Genomic DNA, 19801 nt, shown 5'->3' with positions numbered 1-19801 from the left:
GGGTGCGGTGGCGGGCTGTGAGGCCCCTCCCCCGGCCCCTCCCCGTGCAAACTGCCGCACGGAGAGGGGAGAACAGCAACTCAGCTCGTTCCGGATGGATCGGTGCGGCGGCAGGCAGCCCTCTCCCCCCGGCCCCCTCTCCCGCAAGCGGGAGAGGGGGAGGCCTCAATCCTGGCGGCCAACGACGCGGGGACGGCGACCTGTGGTGCAGTTGAAGCCCCGATCGTGGACGCGACAGCGGCCGCGAGTCGGGGGTTCCCGCGGTTTGAGCGGCGGATTCATTCGCTCAACGAACTCCGCTCAGGCTCGGTACTTTCCGACATCCACCGAGGTCTACGCACGCCAGCAACCCTCCCCCAGTCTTTTTGGGGGGAGGGTGGGCCGGTGGTGCCGGCCCGGGGTGGGGGCCTCCCCGGAGCCCGCCGCCCGCGCCGGTCCAACCATCCCTTTGTAGCTGGTGCGCTCCTTGCCCGGTCCGCGTTCCGGAAACTCGCATTGCGGACACACAACAGGCGCGGCAGATGGCGGACGACGAACCCACTCTCCCGGCGGCGGCGCCCGTCGACGCGGAGGACGTAAAGGCCAGCGCGTCCCACTCCCGCGCGGACCGCGTGCGCCCCGAGCACCTGTACCGCGCGGCCGGACTGATCTTTCTGCTGGCGCTGGCGTTCCGGTTCTTTGACCAGCTGATGCAGACGTTTCTGATGATGTACGCCGCGGCCATCATCGCCATCGGCCTGAACGCGCTGCGGCGGCTGATTCCGGTGCAGCGCAAGTGGCTGGCGGCGGGGATCGGGCTGGCCGTCGTGGGCGGATTCGTGGCGCTGATCGCGTTCGGCGCGCCCATGCTGCTGGAGCAGGCGCGCGACATGGCCGGGCAGGGGCCCGCGTTTCAGGACCAGCTCGCCAAGTGGGAGCAGTGGCTGCGCACCAACACGGGGATGAACATCAAGTTCCCCCCGCCGGAAAAGATGCTTTCCGGCATGTCGCCCGGCGGCGGCAGCGTCATGGGAAGCGCGGCGAGCGTGCTGGAAATTCTCTTCGTTCCGCTGATCCTCTTCTTCGGCGCGCTGTTCGCGCTGGCGACGCCCAACGACCGCCTGCTCACGCCCATGCTGCGCGTGCTGCCGGAGGGCGTGCGCGTGGCCTGGTACCGCATCTTTCAGCTGCTGGGCGAGCGGCTGCTGGGGTGGCTCAAGGGCGTGGGGATCGCCATGGTGGGCGTGGGGCTGCTGAGCATCGTGGCGCTGTACCTGATCGGCGTGCCCAACGCCCTCCTCCTGGGACTGCTCTGCGGATTGACGGAGTTTCTGCCGCTGGTGGGCCCGTGGATTGGCGGGGGCATCGCGACCGGCGTGGCGCTCATGGACGATCCCAGCAAGGGGATGTGGACGGCGGTGGCGGCGCTGGCCATCCAGCAGATCGAGGCCAATCTGATCACGCCCTGGGCCATGTCGCGCAGCGCGGAAATCCACCCCTTTGTCACCCTGTTCGCCCTGGTGCTGTTCGGCGCGCTGTTCGGCTTCATGGGAATTCTGCTGGCGCTGCCGCTGGTGATGCTGGTGTGGACCATCGTGCAGGTGCTGTGGGTGGAGCGCGCGATCGAGACGGACGGCGAGCGGATCGCGCCGGTGGTCAAGGAGTAGGGTGAGTTGTCGCGCGGGTTCCGGCCGCATACCTTTTCCGGCCGGAACCCATCCACCCGCGTCCCCACGGTCCGCCATGCGCCTTTCCCGCGTTTCGCTCCTGCTTCTGGCCGCGCTGCCCGCCTGCGCCCCCGCCGCGGTGCGCCCGTCGCCCGCCATCACCAGCTCCGAATCGCTCCTGCAGGCGATGCACGACCGCTACGCGGGGCAGTGGTACCGCACGCTGTCGTTCACCCAGGCCACCACGCGCGTGCTGCCCAACGACTCCACGGTGGTGGAAGAGTGGCGCGAGTGGGCCACCATCCCCGGCGGGCTGCGCATCGAGATGGGGCCGCCGGAGCAGGGCCGCGTCACCATCTTTACCCGCGACAGCACGTTCAGCCTGGTGCGCGGCCAGCCCATGCGCGCGGCCAACCGGACGAATGCGCTGATGACGCTGGGCTTTGACGTGTACGCGCAGCCGGTGGAGCGTTCGATTGCGTCGCTGCGGGCGCAGGGATTTGACCTGACGCGCTTTCACATGGACACGCTGGGGGGCACGCCCGTATACGTGGTGGGCGCCATGGCCGGCGACACTACCAGCAAGCAGTTCGCGATCGAGGCGGACCGGCTGCTCTTTGTCCGCATGCTGGATCCGGCGGGGAACGGGCAGATGGTGGCCGTGTGGTTCAAGAACTACGAGCGGCTGGCGGGCGGATGGATTGCGCCGGAGGTGGAAGCGTTCCTGGGGCCCAAGCGCATTCTGCACGAGGTGTATTCCAACGTCCGCGCCAACGAGACGCTGGATCCGGCCATGTTCGATCCGCGCGCCGTGCGCTGACCCGTCCGCGCCCGCCCCGCCCGGGGCGGGCGCGGTTCATCCCCATCGATCCCATCCCCATGCCGCCCACGTTCTCCTCGCGAAGCACCTCACTGCGCATCGTCCGCATGGCCCTGCTTTCCGGCGTGGTGGTGTTCGGCGCCGTCGTGACCTGGCTGGTGGGGCAGGACGGGCCGCGTTCCACCGCTCCCGACGTGCGGGCGCCGCTGCAGTGGGTGAACATCGGGCTGCTGATCGCGTCCGCGGCGGGCGTGCTGGTGCTGCAGCGCATTCACGCCGCCGAGCGGGACGCGCGAAAGCGGCAGACGTGGAACATCATCGCTTGGGCGCTGGGCGAGGCGACGGCCATGTTTGGCGGCGTGCACTACCTGCTCGTCGGCAGCCCGGCGCCGTACCTGGTGGGACTGGCGATGCTGGTTGCCTCGTTCGTCCTCGTCCCCATCCGCGACTGAGAAGCCCCGCGCCGTTTCTCCTTTCAGGTCACCGGGCGCATCCCGATGCGGGACGGGCCCGGTGGTGCAGGGGGCGAGACCTGACCGGCACGGTCGTCCTCCGCGGACGGCAGGACGTCCGGCAGGTGGATGGCGCGGGCGTGTCACAAATCGGCGGCGGTTCACGTTTCATCGGCGGCGCTCCCATGGCGGGGCGCCGTTTTCTGATCGACGACACACCGCGGAGCCGCGCATGAAGATGAATCGCTGGATGATGCTGGCCGTCCTGTCCTTCGCCGGATGCGCGAGCGCGACCGGCGCTCGCGAGGCCGATCCCAACGCCGCGATCCTGTCGCACTACGGCGATCCCGTGGAGGTGATCGCTCCGGAATCCGCCACCGCCGGGCAGCCGTTCACCGTCGCGATCCGCACCTACGGCGGCGGCTGCATCCGCCAGGGGACGACGGACGTTTCCGTGCGGGGGCGCACCGCGGATCTGCGCCCGCGCGACACGCGGGCGGAGGCCGCGGGCGCGGTGTGCACGGCGGACCTTCGCCTGTTCCGCCACGAGGCGTCCGTGCGGATCGACGAGCCCGGCCGGGCCACCCTCCGCGTTCATGGCGTGCGCGTGGACCGCGGAGGCGATCCCGAGCCGCTGGTCATCACCCGCACCGTCACCGTACGCTGACCGGAGAAGGAACGATGAAAACGACGATCCGTTTGATGACCGCCGGCGCGCTCGCCTCCATTCTGCTGGCCGGATGCGACGCTCTGGGCCTGGACGAGGATTGGGAGCGGCGCCAGTCGCAGGCGGTGATCGGCATCGAAGGCGCGGAGATCTACACGCCGCAGACCGTTCGCGCCGGGGCGGCGTTCCCGGTGCAGATCTACACGGTGGGCCGCGGATGCATGCGCCGGGGCGGAACCGAGGTGCAGGTGAACCAGCAGGCGCGCGAGGCGGATCTGAATCCGTATGACTACCAGCGGCGGGATACGCAGGGCTGCACGGAAGACTTCCGGCGTTTCGAGCACCGCGTCCAGCTTACGTTCGACCAGCCGGGTACGGCGACGATCAACGTTCACCTGGCCACGCCGGACGGAATTCAGACCATCGCCCCGTTCGTGGTGACGCGGGCGGTGCAGGTCGTTCCGTGAGCGACGACCGGAACGCCACCACGCGCTTCAGCGACCGGGTGGATGCGTACGTGAAGTATCGCCCCGGCTACCCGGAAGCCGTCATGGCCGTGCTGCGCGACAAGGCGGGGCTGCAACCCGGCGCCACGGTGGCCGACATCGGCGCGGGGACGGGGATCAGCGCGCGGATGCTTCTGGAAAGCGGCCACACGGTGATCGGCGTGGAGCCCAACGCCGCCATGCGCGCCGCGGCCGAGGCGGCGCTCGGCGGCGATCCGCGCTTCACCATCGTGGCGGGAACGGCGGAGGCGACGGGGCTGCCGGACGCCAGCGTGGACGCGGCGGTGGCGTTTCAGGCGTTCCACTGGTTCCATCCGGAGCGCGCCCGGGCGGAGTGGCGGCGCATTCTGCGGCCGGACGGGCTGGCCGTCATCATCTGGAACGCGCGTCGGCGGGACACGTCGGACTTTCTGCGCGGGTACGACGAACTCCTTCTGCGCCACGGAACGGACTACGCTGGCGTGAACCACGAGAACGTGACGGATGATACGCTGCGCGCCTTTTTCGGCGGGCCGTTCACGCGGCGGACGGCGCAGAACCGGCAGGTGTTCGACTACGCGGGGCTCGAGGGCCGCCTGGTTTCCTCCTCCTACGCGCCCAACGCCGGCCAGCCCGGCTACGAGGCGATGATCGCCGACCTGCGGACGCTCTTCGACGCCACGCAGCGCGACGGGCAGGTGGTGATGGAGTACGAGACGCAGATCCTCTTCGCCCGCCTCTGACGGATTCTGATCGGCTGATCCCGCCGCATCCATCCTGATCGATCCATCCTGCGATCCCGATCAGCCGACCTGATCCAACGATCCCGATCCACCGTGTACCAATCCTGATCAACTGATCCTGATCGACCGAAAACCGCCCCGTGGCCATGCGCCGCGGGGCGATTCTGCGCTCCCTCCCTTTTTCCCCGCGACCTCCGCGACCTCCGCGACCTCCGCGTGAGGGCAGTTCATCCAACTGTCCGCCCGATCTAGAGTTGTCGTGTCGGGAAGCTCCCCACGCATCGACGGGCGCGCGCCACGAATCACCGACGCGCGTTCCAAGCCTTTCCCGTCCGGCGCGCCGTTCACCGCCCGACAGTTGGGGGACCGCCGCTCCGGTAGCTTGAAGCCGTTCGCCCGAGCCATGGGCAACGCCGCACCGCGGCACCGCCGGACCGACGAAAACCCAACGGAGACCGACTCAGATGAGCGTACAGGATACCAACGAAAAGACCGCGGCCCCTTCGCGCCGTGACTTTCTCCGCTTTTCGGCGCTGGGCTTGGCGGTTCCGATTGCCGGGATGGCGGTAAGCGCCTGCGGAGGTGGAAGCGCGGCGGAGCAGAAGGCCGAGAACGCGGGCAATGCGGCCAGCACCAAGGCCGCCGCCAGCGGCACGCACGCCGACAGCGACCACAGCGGCGGCACCATGGCGGCCAACCCCGCCACGCCCGCCAGCGCCGCCGAGGTCCGCCGCCGCGCGGACGAGATGGACGCGCACCACGAAAAGGGGATCAAGGCATTCCCCGCCAAGACGAATGTGATGGGCAACCAGCTCATGCAGCCGCGCATCGTGAACGGGGTCAAGGTGTTCGAGCTGACCGCGGCCAGGATGCAGTGGGAAACGGAGCCCGGAAAGTTCGTGGAGGCGTTCGCGTACAACGGGCAGGTGCCCGGCCCGCAGATCCGCGTGACCGAGGGCGACCGGGTGCGCGTGGTGCTCAAGAACAACCTGGACCAGTCCACGGCCATCCACTTTCACGGCCTGCTGGTGCCCATTGAGCAGGACGGCGTGCCGTTCATCACCCAGCCGCCGGTAAAGCCGGGCGACAGCTACACGTACGAGTTCACCGTGCCCAACGCGGGCTCGCACATGTACCACTCGCACCACAACTCGGCGGAGCAGGTGGGCAAGGGGCTGCTGGGCGCCTTCATCGTGGCGCCGCGCCGGCCCCGGGCGGTTGAGCGGGCGGACATCGACTACGTGATGATCCTGAACGACGGCAGCCACGGCTACACGCTCAACGGCAAGGGGTTTCCCGCCACGGAGCCCATCGTGGCCAAGCTGGGGCAGAAGGTGCGCGTGCGCTTCATGAACGAGGGGATGATGATTCACCCCATGCACCTGCACGGAATGGGGATGAAGGTCATCGACAAGGACGGATATCCCCAGCCCATGCCCTGGATGTGCGATACGCTGAACGTGGCGCCCGGCGAGCGCTGGGACGTGATCATCGACTGCAACAACCCGGGCACGTGGGCGTTCCACTGCCACATTCTTCCCCACGCCGAAACGCCGAACGGGATGTTCGGCATGGTCACGGCGCTCATCGTACAGAAGTAGTCCTCCCGCCCTGTGCGATGGAAGCCGGCCCCGCGAATCCGCGGGGCCGGTTTTTTGTCGTCGGGGATGGGCACGCCACGGTGGAACCGCCGGCATGGTCGTCGTGCAGAGGGGGATGAACTGCTCTCACGCGGAGGTCGCGGGGGGCGCGGAGGTCGCGGAGGTCGCGGAGGTCGCGGAGGTCGCGGAGGTCGCGGGGAGTGTGGTGTGGACGATCAGTATCCGCCCGTCGCGGTGTGACGATCCGGCTTGGAACGAGAATCGCCCGGACGTTGGGGAACTGGATGAAGGTCGCGGAACCCGGGCCTGTCGCGCGCCGGCCGACTCTACACGGGGATGGGGATGGATCAGGACCTGCGCGATCTGCAAGAGCGATACAAGGGGCTATGCGAACTGCTGGGGCATGCTCCGGCGTACTCGTACCAGCGCCAACTCCAGACTCGTCCCCTGATGGATGGCGCTCCACACGTCGAGTTGAACGATGGCCAGTACGAGTACGTGGTCACCGAGCGGGGCAGGGAACTCGAGCGCCGTACCGCGCGGGATCAGGATGAGCTTCTGTACTGGCTGATGAGCGATGTGACTGTGGGCGTCGCCATTGAGCTCGATGCGCAGAGGTTGTTCCGCACCGGGGACGCGCGGCGCTGGTGGTTCGCCAAGGACGTCGAACTGCTGAGCGGGCTCCGCCGCGAATGGGGTGATCGCAAACGAGCCGAATACGCGCAGGTGCTCAGCAGGAACCCGTACCTTGACCAGAAGGCGAGCGGAAAGCGGGGCTGGCGGTTCTGGGGATGACCAGCAGCGCCGCACGCGCCACGTTCGCGGACAGTCGAGAAAGGGGCAGGTTCGGGCTTCCGGACCTGCCCCTTTCTTTCGGTGCCAGGGCCGGGTCTTCGCCGAACTCCCCGCGTACCTCCGCTCTCCCCCGCGACCTCCGCGTGAACCCCTGCCGCGGAGCCAGGGGGCCGAGGGGAACGGCTGTTCCGCCACGTTGTACAAACCGTTGACGTTGAACAGGATGCCAGTGTATCTTTCGGCGTCTGTTCGGAGCGGGAATCCTGCAGCGGGACGGGGTGGATGGAGATCGCCGGCAAGCTCGCCGTTCTCGCTGACGCGGCCAAGTACGACGCCTCGTGCAGCAGCAGCGGCGCCAAGGGCCGCAAGGGCGGCAAGACGGGGCTGGGGAGCACCGAGGGAACCGGCATCTGCCACAGCTACACGCCCGACGGACGGTGCGTGTCGCTGCTGAAGATCCTGCTCACCAACGTCTGCATCTACGACTGCCAGTACTGCATCAACCGCCGCAGCAGCGAGGTGCAGCGCGCGCGGTTCACCGTCAGGGAAGTCGTCGACCTCACGCTGGACTTCTACCGGCGCAACTACATCGAGGGGCTCTTCCTGAGCTCCGGCATCATCCGCTCCGCCGACTACACGATGGAGCAGCTGATTCAGGTTGCGCGCACGCTGCGGCAGGAGCACCGGTTCGCGGGCTACATTCACCTCAAGACGATTCCGGACGCCGCGCCGGAGCTGCTGGACCAGGCGGGGCGGTGGGCGGACCGGCTGAGCATCAACGTGGAGCTGCCCACGCAGGAGAACCTTGACCGTCTGGCGCCGGAAAAGAATCTGGTGCAGATCACCGGCGCCATGTCGCGCATGAGCGACCGCATCGCCGAGGCCAAGGAAGACCGCTCTCCGTCGCGGCCGCTGGCGCGCTTTGCCCCCGCCGGCCAGAGCACGCAGATGATCGTGGGCGCGACGGATGCGACCGACGCCACCATTCTGCACACCGCGTCGGCGCTGTACACCGGGCCGCGTCTGAAGCGCGTGTACTACTCCGGGTTTTCGCCCATCCCGGACTCGTCCAGCACACTTCCCGTCATCCCCACGCCGCTGGTGCGCGAACACCGGCTGTACCAGGCGGACTGGCTGATGCGGTTCTACGGTTTTGAGGCCAAGGAACTGACCACGGTCGAAGCGCCCAACCTGGACCTGACGCTGGACCCCAAGGTGTCGTGGGCGCTGCGCAACCGGGAGTGGTTTCCGGTGGATGTGAACCGCGCCCCGCGTGAGGAACTGCTGCGCATTCCGGGGCTGGGCGCGCGCAACGTCAAGCGCATCCTGGCTGCGCGCGCGTGGCGGCAGGTGAGGGTTGATGACCTGCGGCGGCTGGGGATTCCGCTGCGGCGCGCCCTGCCGTTCATCATCGCGGCGGATCACCGGCCCACGCTGATCGGCCCGGATTCGCTGGATCTGCAGGACCGGATCGCGCCCAAGCGCGCGCAGATCGACATGTTCGAGTCCGCGCGCGCGGCCGTGCACGGGGAGTTGTAAGGCGGAGTTCCCGGGCGGCCCCCACCCGGGCCGGCACCACCGGCCCACCCTCCCCCAAAACAGACTGGGGGAGGGTTGTTGGCGGCGGAAAGTTCAGCGCGGGAAGCGGAGTGCAGGTGTGAGCGGATGCCGTTGAGCGAATGAATCCGCCGCTCCATCAGCGGGAACCCCCGACACCGGCCGCTGGCGCGTCCGGTTCAGGGCTTCAACTGCGTCGGGACCTGCGACAGCGGTGATCGCGTCGCGGGCCGAACCGTTCGCCCGCGCCGAACGGCTCCCCCTCGCCCGCTTGCGGGAGAGGGGGTTGGGGGGTGAGGGCTGCCGCCGCATGCGCCAAGCCCCGCCCGGCGCACTCTCGTACTCTCGTACTTTCGTACTTCTCAGTTCGCACTCACGCACCCCGCACCCAGCACTCACGCACTTCCCCTATGCAATCCGTCCCCTTCACCCCCACCTTCGACGGCTGGCGCGCGGCCGCGCGGCGGATGATCGTGAGCGGGGTGGAGCCGCGCGCGGTCGCCTGGGCGCCGGAGGACGATCCGCAGCCGTCGCTGGGCCTGGCTGACGAGGGCGCGGGTGGCGCGGAGGTGCGCGAGTTCCGCGTTCCGCGGCGGTTCGTGGAGATCGCGCGGATGGTGGCGTGCCATCGCGATCCGGAGCGCTGGGCCCTCCTCTACGGCGTTCTGTGGCGGGTGATGAACGGCGAGCGCGCGTTGATGGATGTGGCCACCGACCCGCACGTCCATCAACTTCTGCGGATGGAAAAGGCGGTGCGCCGCGAATCGCACAAGATGAAGGCGTTCGTGCGCTTCCGCGCGGTGGAGCACGAGGGCGGCACGCACTACGTCGCCTGGTTCGAGCCGGAGCACGACGTGGTGGAGCACACCTCGACGTTCTTTGCCGAGCGGTTCGCGTCCATGCGCTGGTCCATCCTCACGCCCATCCGCTGCGTGCACTGGGACGGCGCATCCGTCTCGTTCACCCCGGGCGTGCCGCGCTCCCAGGCGCCGGACGCCGACCACCTGGAGGGGCTGTGGCGTACGTATTACGCCAGCACCTTCAACCCCGGCCGCGCGCGCCCCGGCGCCATGCGCGCCGAAATGCCGCTGCGGTACTGGAAGAACCTGCCCGAGGCCCAACTCATCGCGCCGCTGCTGCAGGACGCCCCCGCCCGCGTCCGCCGCATGATCGAGCAGCAGTCCACCGAGATGAAGCGCGAGCGCCGCGCCCGGTCCGAACCAGCCCAGACGGGTACCGGGGATGCGTCCGCCACGAGCGGCGATTCCTGATCAGCGTTGCGCCAACTGCGCCGCCCACCTGGTTGGATCTGGCCTGTCGGCGAGAACCCGCGTCAAGTGGTTCGCTCGGATGGGGTGCGGAGCAGGAGTTCCGCTTCCCGTCGGTAGCTCCCGGGTCCGGCTGCGAGAACCACCGGAAACCTGTCCAACTCGCTGACCGCACTGTGCATGCGGGGGCTCATCCATCCAAGCATCTCGAGAATCCCGCCGTATTCCCGTTCCAGGTCAAGTTCCCATATCGCCTCATGGTGGGCGATGCGGTTCCGGAGTGTTCGAATCTTGTGCAGGCGCGCAAAGACCATCTCCCGGTCACCGTGGTCAGCTACGATCTTCTTTGAGCCCGGCGGCCACTTGAACGGGAACACGCCTGACAGGCCTCTCGGCCAGAGCCTGGGTCCGTCGGCACGAAGTTCGTTGTACGCGCGAGCGGTAAGCTGCACCCAGAAGCCGAATCCAAGCTTTGCAACCAGGTGGCCGGGCGTTCGCTGCTTGCGATCCGTGCCCAGGTAACTCTTGGCCCGCCTTACCTCGGCCGCTTCATCGTCATACAGCAGGGTCGAGTTCGCCGCGTCCAACCAGCACGGGATGTCCGGCATCACGAGGTTCGAGGTGTCCACCAGCTTCACGGACGTCGTGAAGATGGCGTTTCGCAGGGTGACCTCGAATACATGAAGGGAGGAGTGGAGAGTTCCGCACAGTGCCATGTTCCAGATGTACCTGGCCACGCCATCCACCTCGTCGCGGTCACCCGCATGTTGATAGGAGTTCAGGCGCTGCTCCGAAAGTGCGCGGTGCAGCGTTGCAAGAGTAAGCAGCGGAGCTTGTGCGGGGTGCATGGCAACGGTTAGATTCAGGGCGTTATTCCCCGTTCCGTGGTCGCCGCAGAGTTGGCCTCCGGGTCAGCGGACTGATCATGCCGGGGTAGGAAGGCCACCCGTTTTTGAGCGGGTGGCCTTCTTCGTTTTACCGAGTTGCGTGCAGGTATTATGGGACGGAACGTAGAAACGGGGAAGTGGACGGACTGGAGGGCGGAATGAGCGTGGGCGGAAGATCTTCCGGCATAAACGAAACGCGTGCTGCCAAGTGCATGAGGCAGCACGCGTTCTGATTTTACTCCGCCTTCTGCACTCGTCGATCGCAAGGCGGATGATGGCGGCTCACGGATCGCTGCAATCCCGTTTGTAGCCGCAGTTGGGACAGATGATCTTGCAGTTGTGGTCGAACATCACGGTGCCGCACAGCTCGCACTCGTGCACGCTGGGGATCTCGCGCTTCACGAACAGCGGCGCGCGCGCCTCCTCAGCCGCACCTTCATCACCCGGCACCGCCGAAGAGGCGGGCGGGGCGGAAGTGTCAGGCGCGGCGGACGCGACCGGATCGGACGCCGCGGGCCGGCCGGCGGACGAACTCGCGGCGTGCAGCCGTGCGCACCAGCTCGGATCGACGAAGTGGCTCATGCGGGGTCGAGAAGCGATTGGTCTGAAGAACGCCGCGGGGGAGCGGCGCGGGTCAGGTCAGTTGGGCGCGCCGACCCGCCGCTCCACCTCTTCCAGCACGCGGCGCGGATCGCACGGCTTGTTCAGCCAGCCGTCGCAGCCGGCGTCGCGCGCACGCTTGCCCACCGAACCGTACGGGTGCGCGCTCACGATGATGATGGGGATGTCGCGGGTGGCCGGGTCGCGCTTGAGCGCCGCGGTCGCCTCGATTCCGTCCAGTCCGGGAATGGAGATGTCCATCAGGATCAGGTCCGGGTGCACTTCCCGCGCGCACCGCAGCCCCTCGACCCCATCCCCTGCCGACACCACGCGGTATCCCTGGTGCTCCAGATACGCGGTGGTGATGGCGCGCATTTCCAACTGATCTTCTACGATCAGCACCGTGCGGGGAGACACCCCGCCCATGGCAGTTCTCATCAGATGTACCTCCGGGAGTACATCAATAGTACAACACACAAGTCGTTGTACGCCATGGTCTAAGATGATTTCCTCACCTGCTACCGTAGCACGGATCAGCTGTCGGACTTGCTGGCCCGCTCAATGACGAAGATCTGCGGGTCCAGCTGATCGACTTCTTCCTGCCGTCCGTCTTCCCAGCGCACGACCGCGTACAGGGCGAGCGCGTCCACCACGCTCCCCTCGTTTCCCGCCGCGTGGCGCACCACGTCGCCCGTCCGCATGAAGTGCGCGGACTCCAGTTGCATCGCTCGCTCCCGGTGTGGTTGAAGGCCGCGACCGCCGCGGCGCAGGCGTACAACTTGACGCCCTCGGGCGCCCCGGGGCAACTTTCCCGGCCGCCGCGCCCGTCCGGGCCGGCCCTGTCCCGCAGAACGGAACCATGGTGGACGCCGAGCGCACCGCCCCGCTGGAAATCGAGACCGACCGCCTGGTCCTGCGCACCCTGCACCCCGGCGACGAAGCCGCGCTGCAGGAGATGTTCGGGCGGTGCGCGGACCACTTCCGCATCCTTTCCGGCCTCCCCGGCCCCGCGCCGGACGCCGCCGCGGGCGAAATCGCCGGGTGCGCCGCCACGCCCGGCCGCGACGTCGCCCTGCTGACGCTGGCGGAAACCGGTGAGGCGGTAGGCGCGCTGGGCTGGTGGGTGGGCAACCCGGAAGCCGACCGCGCGCTGATCGGAATGATCATGATCGTCCCCGAACACCGGCGGCAGGGGCTGGCCCGGGAAGCGCTTTCCGGGCTGGAAGTGTGGCTCGCGGGGCAGGGAATCCGCGGGCTGCGGACGGCCTTTCAGCGCCGGCGGCTGCCGGTGCACCCCGTGGTGCGCGGGCTGGGATTCCGGGAGATGAGCATTCGCGAGCACACCGCGCTGGGCCTGGGTTCCGCGGGCATCAGCCTGTGGGAAAAGCCGCTCGGCTGATGGCGCGAATCGTCTGCACTTTTGCGCTCCCCGCCGAGGCCGCCGATCTGCTCCGGCCACTCGGAGAGGTCGCCGGGCCGGATGGATGGCGCGGCGAACTGGCGGACGCGGAGGCGCTCGTCTGCGTGCTTACGGACCGCGTGGACGCCGAACTGCTCGCCGTCGCCCCGAATCTGCGTATCGTGGCCAACGCCGTCGCGGGATACGAGCACGTGGACCGCGAGGCGTGCCGGGCGCGCGGCGTCGTCGTCACCAACACGCCGGACGTTCTGACGGACGCGACGGCGGACGTGGCGTTCGCCCTCATCCTGGGTACGCTGCGCGGCGTTTCGTCCGCGGAGCGCAGTCTGCGCGGTGGCGGCTTTGGTGGATGGCGGTTCGACGGCTACCTGGGCGCGGACCTGGCAGGGCGCACGCTGGGCATCTACGGAATGGGGCGCATCGGGCAGGCGGTGGCGCGCCGCGCGGCGCCGTTCGGCATGCGCGTCATCTACCACTCCCGCTCCCGGCTGGACCCGTCGGCGGAGGCGGAGACCGGTGCGCGGTGGGTGGCCTGGGATGAACTGCTGTCGTCCAGCGACGTGCTGAGCCTGCACGCGCCTTTGACGCCGGACACGCGCCACGTGCTGGACCGGAACGCGCTGCGGCGGATGCGGCGGGGCGCATTCCTCATCAACACCGCGCGCGGCCCGCTGGTGGACGAGGCGGCGCTGGTGGATGCGCTGCGCGACGGCCACCTCGCGGGCGCGGGGCTGGACGTGTACGAGCGCGATCCCGTGGTCCACCCCGGGCTGCTGGAGCTGCCCAACGTCATGCTGCTGCCGCACATCGGCTCGGCGACGACCGAGACGCGGCACCGGATGGCGATGCTGGCGGCGCGCAACGTCGAGGCGGTGCTTTCCGGCCAGCCGCCGCTCACTCCGGTGTCCTGATGGACGACGCTCGCGCCGCCGTCCGCCGTGTTCTGACCGCCGCCTTCCGCGCCGCGGACCCGCGTGAGGCCGTCCTCCGCGCGCTGCGGGTTGACGGAACGCGCCTGTCTGTGGCGGATGCGGAGGAGATCGACCTCGCGCGGGTGGATCGCGTGCTGCTGGTGGGGGCGGGAAAGGCGGCCGTGGGGATGGCGCGCGGCGCACTGGAGACCTTTGGCGGGTGGATCGCGGAGGGCTCCATCACCACGCGCGGCGGCGCCGGCGCGGATCTGCCGGGGATCGAGGTGTGGGAAGCCTCGCATCCCGTTCCCGACACGGGCGGGCTGGCGGGCGCCTCCGATGCGCTGCGGCTGGCGCGCCGCGCGGGGCCGCGCGACCTGGTGCTCTGCCTGCTGAGCGGCGGCGCGTCCGCGCTGTGGCCGGCGCCCGTGGCCGGCGTGTCGCTGACGGAGCTGCAGCGGGTGACGGACCGCCTGGTGCGCTCCGGCGCGCGGATCAACGACATCAACTGTGTCCGCAAGCATCTGTCGCGCATCGCGGGCGGGCGGCTGGCGCAGGCGGCGGCGCCCGCACGCGTGGTCACGCTCGCCATCTCCGACGTGGTGAGCGGCGCGCTGGACGCCATCGGCTCCGGGCCGACGGTGCCCGATCCCACGACGTACGAAGACGCCCTGCAGGTGCTGGCGGATTGGGAAATCGACACGCCCGCGTCCATCCTCAACCACCTGCGGCGCGGGGACGCGGGGCAGGTTGCGGAGACACCGGACGACTTCGATCCCGCCTTTGCGCGTGCGTCGGCGTACGTGATCGCGCGCAACGCGGACGCCCTGCGCGCCGCCGCGGACGAGGCCGCGCGGCTGGGCTGGGATGCGCGCATCGTGGCGGATGACGTGGAAGGCGAGGCGCGCTCGGTGGGCGAGCAGGTGGCGCGTCTGGGGCTGGAAGTGCGCGGCGAGCGATCAACCCGGCCGGTCGCGCTCCTGCTGGGCGGGGAGACGACGGTGACGGTTAAGGGAAGCGGCCGCGGCGGGCGGAACCAGGAACTCGCGCTGGGCGCGGCGCTGGAGCTGAGCGGCGAATCCGGCGTCCTCGTGGCCTCGTGCGCGACGGATGGCGTGGACGGGCCCACGGACGCGGCGGGCGGGTTTGCGGACGGCGGAACGGTGTCGCGGGGCGAGTCGGGCGGGCTGGACGCGGAGGATGCGCTGCGCCGCAACGACGCGCATCCGTTCCTCCGCGCGGCGGGCGACCTGATCGTCACCGGACCGAGCGGCACCAACGTCAACGACGTCATCGTGGTGCTGGTGGACGGGCATCCGGCGCACTGAATCAACAGAAAAGCCTCACACAGAGCCGCAGAGACGCAGAGAAAGAACAACTGATGGGGATGCTTTCTTTTCCTCTTCTCTGCGGCTCTGCGTCTCTGTGTGAGGTTCTTTTATTCGCCTTTGCGCATCACATGGGGGCGGAGGCGAAGTCGCCGATGTGGTTCAGCTCGGCCATGGCGTCTTCCGGCAGCTTCAGCGCGGCGGCCGCAAGGTTCTCGCGCAGGTGGCCGACGGACGAGGTGCCCGGGATGAGCAGGATGTTGGGCGCGCGGTGCAGCAGCCACGCGAGCGCCACCTGCATGGGCGTGGCGCCGAGCCGCGAAGACACGTCCGACAGCGTGGCGGACTGGATGGGGCTGAAGCCGCCCAGCGGAAAGAACGGCACGTAGGCGATGCCATCCGCCGCAAGCTGGTCCACCAGCGCGTCATCCTCCCGATGCGCCATGTTGTACAGGTTCTGCACGCACACCACCGGCGCGATACGCCGCGCCTCCGCCACCTGCGCCGCGGTCACGTTGCTCAGGCCCAGGTGCCGCACCAGTCCCCGCCGCTGCAGCTCCGCCAGCGCGGTGAAGCGCTCTTCGATGGAGCCCTCGCTGGGCCCGTGCCCCTCGCCCATCACCCGCAGGTTGACGACGTCGATCGCGTCCAGCCCCAGGTTGCGCAGGTTGTCGTGAATGGCGCTTTCCAGTTCCGCCGGGGTGTGCGCGGGATTCCACGACGCGTCCGTCCCGCGCACCGCGCCCACCTTGGAGACGATGACGAGGTCCCGCGGATACGGATGCAGCGCCTCGCGGATGATCTGGTTGGTGACGTGCGGGCCGTAGAAGTCGCTGGTGTCGATGTGGTTGACCCCACTCGCCACCGCTTCGCGCAGCACGGCCAGGGCCGCGTCGTGGTGGCGCGGCGGGCCGTACACGCCGGGCCCGGCAAGCTGCATGGCGCCGTAGCCCATGCGGTGTACGACAAGGTCGCCGAGCGGAAAGGTGCCTGCGGTGCTGATGTCCGTCATGATCACAGTCCTTTTTTACAGATCAGGATGACGCGCCCGGACGGGCGCCGTTGGTTTCGCCGTGCGCCCGCGCAAACAGCTGCGCGGGGGTGCGGGTGGCCGCCACGGGCTCGGTGCCGGGGACGCCGAACGCGATCCATCCCGCGTTGTAGGCGTCCTCCATCTCCACGTACGGCTGGATGAAGCCCGGCGGCATGCCGCGCGACGCCAGGCCGCTTTCCCACTCCTCGCGGGGGACGGCGCGCGCCCGCACCGGCCGGCCCAGCGCCTCGCTCATCGCCGCGGCCATTTCGTCGCCGCTGACGGGCGAGCCGAGTTCCACGATCTTCGTCCCCCGCCAGCCGTCCACCAGCAGCCGCGCGACCTGGTTGCCGATGTCCTCCGTGGCGACCATGGGAAAGCCGCGATCGACGGGCTGCAGGAAGCTGTCGAACCATCCCGTTTGCGCCGCTGCCTGGAGATTGGGCAGATAGTTCTCCAGGAACGAGCCCGGACGGACGAACGCGACGGGAAACGGCTGGTCGCGCAGCCCTTCTTCCAGCATGCGGGTGGCGGTGATCATCCCCAGTCCGCCAGGCTGGTGCGAGCCGATGGACGAGAGCGCCACCACGCGCGGCGGGGGCACGTGCTCCAGCGCCTCCCGGAACGCGCGGATGATGGCGCGCGCCTCCGGAAAGCCGGGCCCGGGGACAAAGAAGGGCGGCAGCATGAGATACGCCCCGTCCACCCCCTGCAGCCCCGCGCTGACGGCGCCCGCGTCGTTCATGTCGCCCTGCAGGATTTCCACGCCGCTCCGCAGCCATCCCTCTGCCTTGAACGGATCGCGGACCAGGGCGCGCACCCCGTGCCCCTCGTCCAGCAGCCGCCGTGCGGCCGCCCCGCCCACCTTGCCGGTGATTCCCGTGATGAAGAACGTCATCGCCTGCTCTTGGTCTGGATTCGCCCGCCGCTGTTAACGTCGCTAACAATACACCGCTAACGCCGATTGTGCAACACCGATAACAGGATCGTGTTATATTGGCTTTCATGAGCGAGAAGATGATGGAGCCACGGGAGCGCATCGTGCGGGCGGCGGCGGAACTGCTGGCGCGCGGCGGGCGGGAGGCGGTGTCCACGCGGGCGGTGGGTGCCGCGGCCGGCGTGCAGGCGCCCACCATCTACCGACAGTTCGGCGACATGCGCGGGCTGCTGGCGGAAGTCGCCCGCGAGACGCTTGCCGCCTACGTGCGCGAAAAAGCCGGCCGCGTACCCACCGACGATCCGGTGGAGGACCTGCGGAAGGGGTGGGAGATGCACGTGGCGTTCGGCCTGGCGAACCCGGCCGCCTACGCCCTGCTGTACGTGGACCCGGTGACCGCGGCGGATGCGCCGGCGGTGCGGGACGGGCACGAGATTCTGCATGCGCAGATCGAGCGGATCGCGCGGGCGGGGCGGCTGCGGGTGAGCGTACCGCTGGCGGCGCGAATGGTGTCGGCCGCGGGCCACGGGTTGACGCTGTCGCTGATCGCCACGCCGCCCGAGGCACGCGACCCGCGGCTGCCGGACGCGGTGCGCGACGCTGTCCTTGCCGCCATCCTCGTCCCCGCGGCGGAGGCGGACGAGGCCGCCGGTGGCGGAGTGGCCGCCCGCGCCGTCGCGCTCCGCGCCGTGCTCCCCGAGGCGCCCGGCGTGCTTTCCCCCGCCGAACAGCACCTGATGTCCGAGTGGCTCGACCGGCTGGCCGGCGCCCCCGCGTCCACCTGACAAACAAGCCTCACGCAGAGCAGCAGAGCAGCAGAGAAAAACAGAAGAGAAAACTGCCGTTTCACACGGAGGACACGGAGGATGCACGGAGGTCACGGAGGAACGGACTTGACGCAGGTGCGGCGACCACGGAAGCCCGCGCAGCTGCTGAAGTCTGGTGACGATCTCGTTCCCTGACCACTAGATCCATGGAATGTTGAGAAGCACGGAAGGCACGGGAAAGCCCCTCCGTGACCTCCGTGCTCCCTCCGTGACCTCCGTGTGAAACGGCAGTTTTCTTTCTCTGCGCCTCTGCTGCTCTGCGTGAGATTTCAGTTCATCATCATTGCCGACCGCCCCCACACATGAGTGACACCCTAGAGATGCCGTCCGGCGACATGCCGCCCGAGGAGTTCCGCCGCCACGCACACCAGGTGGTGGACTGGATGGCGGACTATCTGGCCGGCGTGGGCGACTATCCGGTGATGGCGCAGGTGCGTCCCGGCGAGGTGGCCGCGCGCCTTCCCGCCTCCGCGCCGGACGCGGGAGAGCCGGTTGACGACATCCTGCGGGATTTCCGGGACGTCATCATCCCGGGAATCACGCACTGGAATCATCCGGACTTCTTTGCGTACTTCAGCATCACCGGCAGCGGCCCGGGCATCCTGGGCGAAATGCTGGCAGCCGCGCTGAACACCAACGCCATGCTGTGGCGCACCGGCCCCGCGCCCACGGAACTGGAAGCGCGCACGCTGGACTGGCTGCGGCAGATGATGGGGCTGCCGGAGGGATTCCACGGCACCATTCAGGACACCGCCAGCATGAGCACGCTCATCGCCATCGCCGCGGCGCGTGAGGCCGCCGGGCTGGACGTGCGCGAGCAGGGGATGAGCGGGCGCGAGCTTCCCAAGATGCGCGTCTACGCGTCGGAAGAAGTACACTCGTCCATCGACAAGGCGGGAATCACCCTGGGCCTGGGGCGCACGGGAACGCGCAAGATCGCCACGGATGACCGGTTCCGGATGGATCCCGCGGCGCTGGAGCAGGCCATCGTCGAAGACCGCGCGGCGGGCATCCTCCCCCTGTGCGTCGTCGCCACGACGGGGACCACGTCGACGAGCAGCATCGATCCGGTTGCCGCCATCGCCGTTGTGTGCGAGCGGCACGGCGTGTGGCTGCACGTGGACGCCGCGTACGGTGGATCGGCCGCGCTGGTGCCGGAACTCCGCGGCGTGCTGGACGGGGCGGAGCGCGCGGACTCTCTGGTCGTCAATCCGCACAAGTGGATGTTCGTTCCCATCGACTGCTCCGTCCTCTTCACCCGCCGTCCGGAGATCGTCCGTCGCGCGTTCTCCCTGGTCCCCGAGTACCTGGTGACGCCGGAGGGCGAGGGTGTCACCAACCTGATGGACTACGGCCCCGCGCTGGGCAAGCGCTTCCGCTCGCTGAAGCTGTGGATGACGCTGCGCTACTTCGGCGCGGAGGGGATGGCGTCGCGCATTCGCGAGCACTGCCGCCTGGCCACTCTTCTGGCGTCATGGATCGACGGGGAAAACGAGTGGGAGATGATGGCGCCCGTCCCGCTCAGCCTGGTCGTTTTCCGCCACGCGCCGCGCGGGATGGATGACGCCCGGACGGACGCGCACAACGAGCGCCTCCTGGCGGCGGTGAACGCCGGGGGACGCGCCTATCTGAGCCACACGCGGGTGCGCGGCCGGCTGGCGCTGCGCCTGGCCATCGGCAACCTGCGCACGACGGAAGAGCACGTGCGCGACGCATGGGCACTGCTTCGCCAGATGGCCGCAGAGGTGCGCGCGGACGCTTGACATCGTCCCTGCGCCCGCGCGAGAATGACGCTGCCCACCCTCCCCCGCCTCTCCGCCCGCC

21 protein-coding genes are annotated in these 19801 nt (G+C 69.0%); 15 read left to right on the top strand and 6 right to left on the bottom strand.

The annotated features are described in order from the left end of the window. The first annotated feature begins 521 nt into the window (after positions 1-521). From HNQ61_RS24390 to HNQ61_RS24345, 10 genes are all read left to right on the top strand, one after another. Positions 522-1646 carry an AI-2E family transporter gene (locus tag HNQ61_RS24390; RefSeq protein ID WP_170033028.1) on the top strand — a complete coding sequence of 375 codons (1125 nt, stop codon included), beginning with the start codon at positions 522-524 and terminating at the stop codon, positions 1644-1646. A gap of 76 nt (positions 1647-1722) precedes the next feature. Then, positions 1723-2466, top strand: a complete 744-nt coding sequence (locus tag HNQ61_RS24385) for a hypothetical protein (protein WP_170033007.1) — start codon at positions 1723-1725, stop codon at positions 2464-2466. A 59-nt stretch (positions 2467-2525) separates the two neighbouring features. Continuing rightward, positions 2526-2918, top strand: coding sequence for a hypothetical protein (locus HNQ61_RS24380; protein WP_170033005.1), 393 nt, complete (start codon positions 2526-2528; stop codon positions 2916-2918). A gap of 232 nt (positions 2919-3150) precedes the next feature. Then, positions 3151-3585, top strand: coding sequence for a hypothetical protein (locus tag HNQ61_RS24375; protein ID WP_170033003.1), 435 nt, complete (start codon positions 3151-3153; stop codon positions 3583-3585). A gap of 14 nt (positions 3586-3599) precedes the next feature. Next, on the top strand, positions 3600-4052 hold the full coding sequence (locus HNQ61_RS24370) for a hypothetical protein (protein ID WP_170033001.1): 453 nt from the start codon (positions 3600-3602) through the stop codon (positions 4050-4052). Continuing rightward, positions 4049-4813 (top strand): methyltransferase domain-containing protein, encoded by a 765-nt coding sequence (locus HNQ61_RS24365; RefSeq protein ID WP_205761299.1) that lies wholly within the window; start codon positions 4049-4051, stop codon positions 4811-4813. The genes HNQ61_RS24370 and HNQ61_RS24365 overlap by 4 nt, the downstream gene beginning before the upstream one ends. Before the next feature lie 464 nt (positions 4814-5277). Next, complete coding sequence (locus HNQ61_RS24360) at positions 5278-6414, top strand: multicopper oxidase family protein (protein WP_205761297.1); 1137 nt, start codon at positions 5278-5280, stop codon at positions 6412-6414. Between the two features lie 342 nt (positions 6415-6756). Continuing rightward, positions 6757-7209, top strand: a complete 453-nt coding sequence (locus tag HNQ61_RS24355; protein ID WP_170032999.1) for an Imm63 family immunity protein — start codon at positions 6757-6759, stop codon at positions 7207-7209. A 282-nt stretch (positions 7210-7491) separates the two neighbouring features. Next, positions 7492-8748, top strand: coding sequence for a putative DNA modification/repair radical SAM protein (locus HNQ61_RS24350; RefSeq protein ID WP_170032997.1), 1257 nt, complete (start codon positions 7492-7494; stop codon positions 8746-8748). Between the two features lie 428 nt (positions 8749-9176). Beyond that, positions 9177-10037: a TIGR03915 family putative DNA repair protein gene (locus HNQ61_RS24345; protein WP_170032995.1), complete on the top strand. Its 861-nt coding sequence runs from the start codon at positions 9177-9179 to the stop codon at positions 10035-10037. A 62-nt stretch (positions 10038-10099) separates the two neighbouring features. On the opposite strand, the gene HNQ61_RS24340 is transcribed toward HNQ61_RS24345, so the two are convergent. The 4 genes from HNQ61_RS24340 to HNQ61_RS24325 all read right to left on the bottom strand — a co-directional run bounded on the left by HNQ61_RS24340 (position 10100) and on the right by HNQ61_RS24325 (position 12246). Further along, a complete protein-coding gene (locus HNQ61_RS24340) occupies positions 10100-10771 on the bottom strand; it encodes a hypothetical protein (RefSeq protein WP_221305278.1) in 672 nt (223 codons plus the stop codon). Positions 10772-11203: 432 nt separating this feature from the next. After that, entirely contained in the window at positions 11204-11503 is a 300-nt protein-coding gene (locus HNQ61_RS24335; protein WP_170030548.1) for a hypothetical protein, read from the bottom strand. A gap of 57 nt (positions 11504-11560) precedes the next feature. Beyond that, the gene (locus tag HNQ61_RS24330; RefSeq protein ID WP_170032990.1) at positions 11561-11959 is read right to left on the bottom strand and encodes a response regulator; all 399 of its coding nucleotides are present in this window, start codon (positions 11957-11959) and stop codon (positions 11561-11563) included. 95 nt (positions 11960-12054) lie between these two features. Further along, positions 12055-12246, bottom strand: a complete 192-nt coding sequence (locus HNQ61_RS24325) for a hypothetical protein (RefSeq protein ID WP_170032988.1) — start codon at positions 12244-12246, stop codon at positions 12055-12057. Positions 12247-12380: 134 nt separating this feature from the next. Here HNQ61_RS24325 and HNQ61_RS24320 point away from each other — a divergent pair, with 134 nt between their 5' ends. From HNQ61_RS24320 to HNQ61_RS24310, 3 genes are read left to right on the top strand one after another with little or no spacing between them, the layout of a single operon-like run. Then, positions 12381-12920, top strand: coding sequence for a GNAT family N-acetyltransferase (locus HNQ61_RS24320; RefSeq protein WP_170032986.1), 540 nt, complete (start codon positions 12381-12383; stop codon positions 12918-12920). Continuing rightward, positions 12920-13852, top strand: coding sequence for a 2-hydroxyacid dehydrogenase (locus HNQ61_RS24315; RefSeq protein ID WP_170032984.1), 933 nt, complete (start codon positions 12920-12922; stop codon positions 13850-13852). The genes HNQ61_RS24320 and HNQ61_RS24315 overlap by 1 nt, the downstream gene beginning before the upstream one ends. Next, positions 13852-15180 (top strand): glycerate kinase type-2 family protein, encoded by a 1329-nt coding sequence (locus HNQ61_RS24310; protein ID WP_170032981.1) that lies wholly within the window; start codon positions 13852-13854, stop codon positions 15178-15180. The genes HNQ61_RS24315 and HNQ61_RS24310 overlap by 1 nt, the downstream gene beginning before the upstream one ends. A 127-nt stretch (positions 15181-15307) precedes the next feature. Here HNQ61_RS24310 and HNQ61_RS24305 read toward each other — a convergent pair whose 3' ends face one another. Continuing rightward, positions 15308-16192 (bottom strand): aldo/keto reductase family oxidoreductase, encoded by an 885-nt coding sequence (locus HNQ61_RS24305; RefSeq protein ID WP_170032979.1) that lies wholly within the window; start codon positions 16190-16192, stop codon positions 15308-15310. Positions 16193-16214: 22 nt separating this feature from the next. After that, entirely contained in the window at positions 16215-17111 is an 897-nt protein-coding gene (locus tag HNQ61_RS24300) for an NmrA family NAD(P)-binding protein (RefSeq protein ID WP_170032977.1), read from the bottom strand. Between the two features lie 107 nt (positions 17112-17218). Here HNQ61_RS24300 and HNQ61_RS24295 point away from each other — a divergent pair, with 107 nt between their 5' ends. After that, a complete protein-coding gene (locus HNQ61_RS24295; protein ID WP_205761295.1) occupies positions 17219-17935 on the top strand; it encodes a TetR/AcrR family transcriptional regulator in 717 nt (238 codons plus the stop codon). 344 nt (positions 17936-18279) lie between these two features. Continuing rightward, entirely contained in the window at positions 18280-19740 is a 1461-nt protein-coding gene (locus tag HNQ61_RS24290) for a pyridoxal phosphate-dependent decarboxylase family protein (protein ID WP_170032975.1), read from the top strand. The last annotated feature ends 61 nt before the right edge of the window (positions 19741-19801 follow it).

This window comes from Longimicrobium terrae, from assembly GCF_014202995.1.
Lineage (GTDB): Bacteria > Gemmatimonadota > Gemmatimonadetes > Longimicrobiales > Longimicrobiaceae > Longimicrobium > Longimicrobium terrae.
The sequence above is the reverse complement of the archived record's forward strand: the minus strand, read 5'-3'. Positions and strand labels throughout refer to the sequence as shown.

What these genes read in the sequence shown, in the direction of transcription:
- HNQ61_RS24370 (WP_170033001.1), top strand. Translation starts at nt 3,600, where the DNA reads ATGAAAACGACGATCCGTTTGATGACCGCCGGCGCGCTCGCCTCCATT.
- HNQ61_RS24350 (WP_170032997.1), top strand. Translation starts at nt 7,492, where the DNA reads ATGGAGATCGCCGGCAAGCTCGCCGTTCTCGCTGACGCGGCCAAGTAC.
- HNQ61_RS24305 (WP_170032979.1), bottom strand. Translation starts at nt 16,192, where the DNA reads ATGACGGACATCAGCACCGCAGGCACCTTTCCGCTCGGCGACCTTGTC.
- HNQ61_RS24315 (WP_170032984.1), top strand. Translation starts at nt 12,920, where the DNA reads ATGGCGCGAATCGTCTGCACTTTTGCGCTCCCCGCCGAGGCCGCCGAT.
- HNQ61_RS24355 (WP_170032999.1), top strand. Translation starts at nt 6,757, where the DNA reads ATGGATCAGGACCTGCGCGATCTGCAAGAGCGATACAAGGGGCTATGC.
- HNQ61_RS24300 (WP_170032977.1), bottom strand. Translation starts at nt 17,111, where the DNA reads ATGACGTTCTTCATCACGGGAATCACCGGCAAGGTGGGCGGGGCGGCC.
- HNQ61_RS24375 (WP_170033003.1), top strand. Translation starts at nt 3,151, where the DNA reads ATGAAGATGAATCGCTGGATGATGCTGGCCGTCCTGTCCTTCGCCGGA.
- HNQ61_RS24390 (WP_170033028.1), top strand. Translation starts at nt 522, where the DNA reads ATGGCGGACGACGAACCCACTCTCCCGGCGGCGGCGCCCGTCGACGCG.
- HNQ61_RS24385 (WP_170033007.1), top strand. Translation starts at nt 1,723, where the DNA reads ATGCGCCTTTCCCGCGTTTCGCTCCTGCTTCTGGCCGCGCTGCCCGCC.
- HNQ61_RS24360 (WP_205761297.1), top strand. Translation starts at nt 5,278, where the DNA reads ATGAGCGTACAGGATACCAACGAAAAGACCGCGGCCCCTTCGCGCCGT.
- HNQ61_RS24295 (WP_205761295.1), top strand. Translation starts at nt 17,219, where the DNA reads ATGAGCGAGAAGATGATGGAGCCACGGGAGCGCATCGTGCGGGCGGCG.
- HNQ61_RS24320 (WP_170032986.1), top strand. Translation starts at nt 12,381, where the DNA reads ATGGTGGACGCCGAGCGCACCGCCCCGCTGGAAATCGAGACCGACCGC.
- HNQ61_RS24290 (WP_170032975.1), top strand. Translation starts at nt 18,280, where the DNA reads ATGAGTGACACCCTAGAGATGCCGTCCGGCGACATGCCGCCCGAGGAG.
- HNQ61_RS24345 (WP_170032995.1), top strand. Translation starts at nt 9,177, where the DNA reads ATGCAATCCGTCCCCTTCACCCCCACCTTCGACGGCTGGCGCGCGGCC.
- HNQ61_RS24380 (WP_170033005.1), top strand. Translation starts at nt 2,526, where the DNA reads ATGCCGCCCACGTTCTCCTCGCGAAGCACCTCACTGCGCATCGTCCGC.
- HNQ61_RS24335 (WP_170030548.1), bottom strand. Translation starts at nt 11,503, where the DNA reads ATGAGCCACTTCGTCGATCCGAGCTGGTGCGCACGGCTGCACGCCGCG.
- HNQ61_RS24325 (WP_170032988.1), bottom strand. Translation starts at nt 12,246, where the DNA reads ATGCAACTGGAGTCCGCGCACTTCATGCGGACGGGCGACGTGGTGCGC.
- HNQ61_RS24330 (WP_170032990.1), bottom strand. Translation starts at nt 11,959, where the DNA reads ATGAGAACTGCCATGGGCGGGGTGTCTCCCCGCACGGTGCTGATCGTA.
- HNQ61_RS24310 (WP_170032981.1), top strand. Translation starts at nt 13,852, where the DNA reads ATGGACGACGCTCGCGCCGCCGTCCGCCGTGTTCTGACCGCCGCCTTC.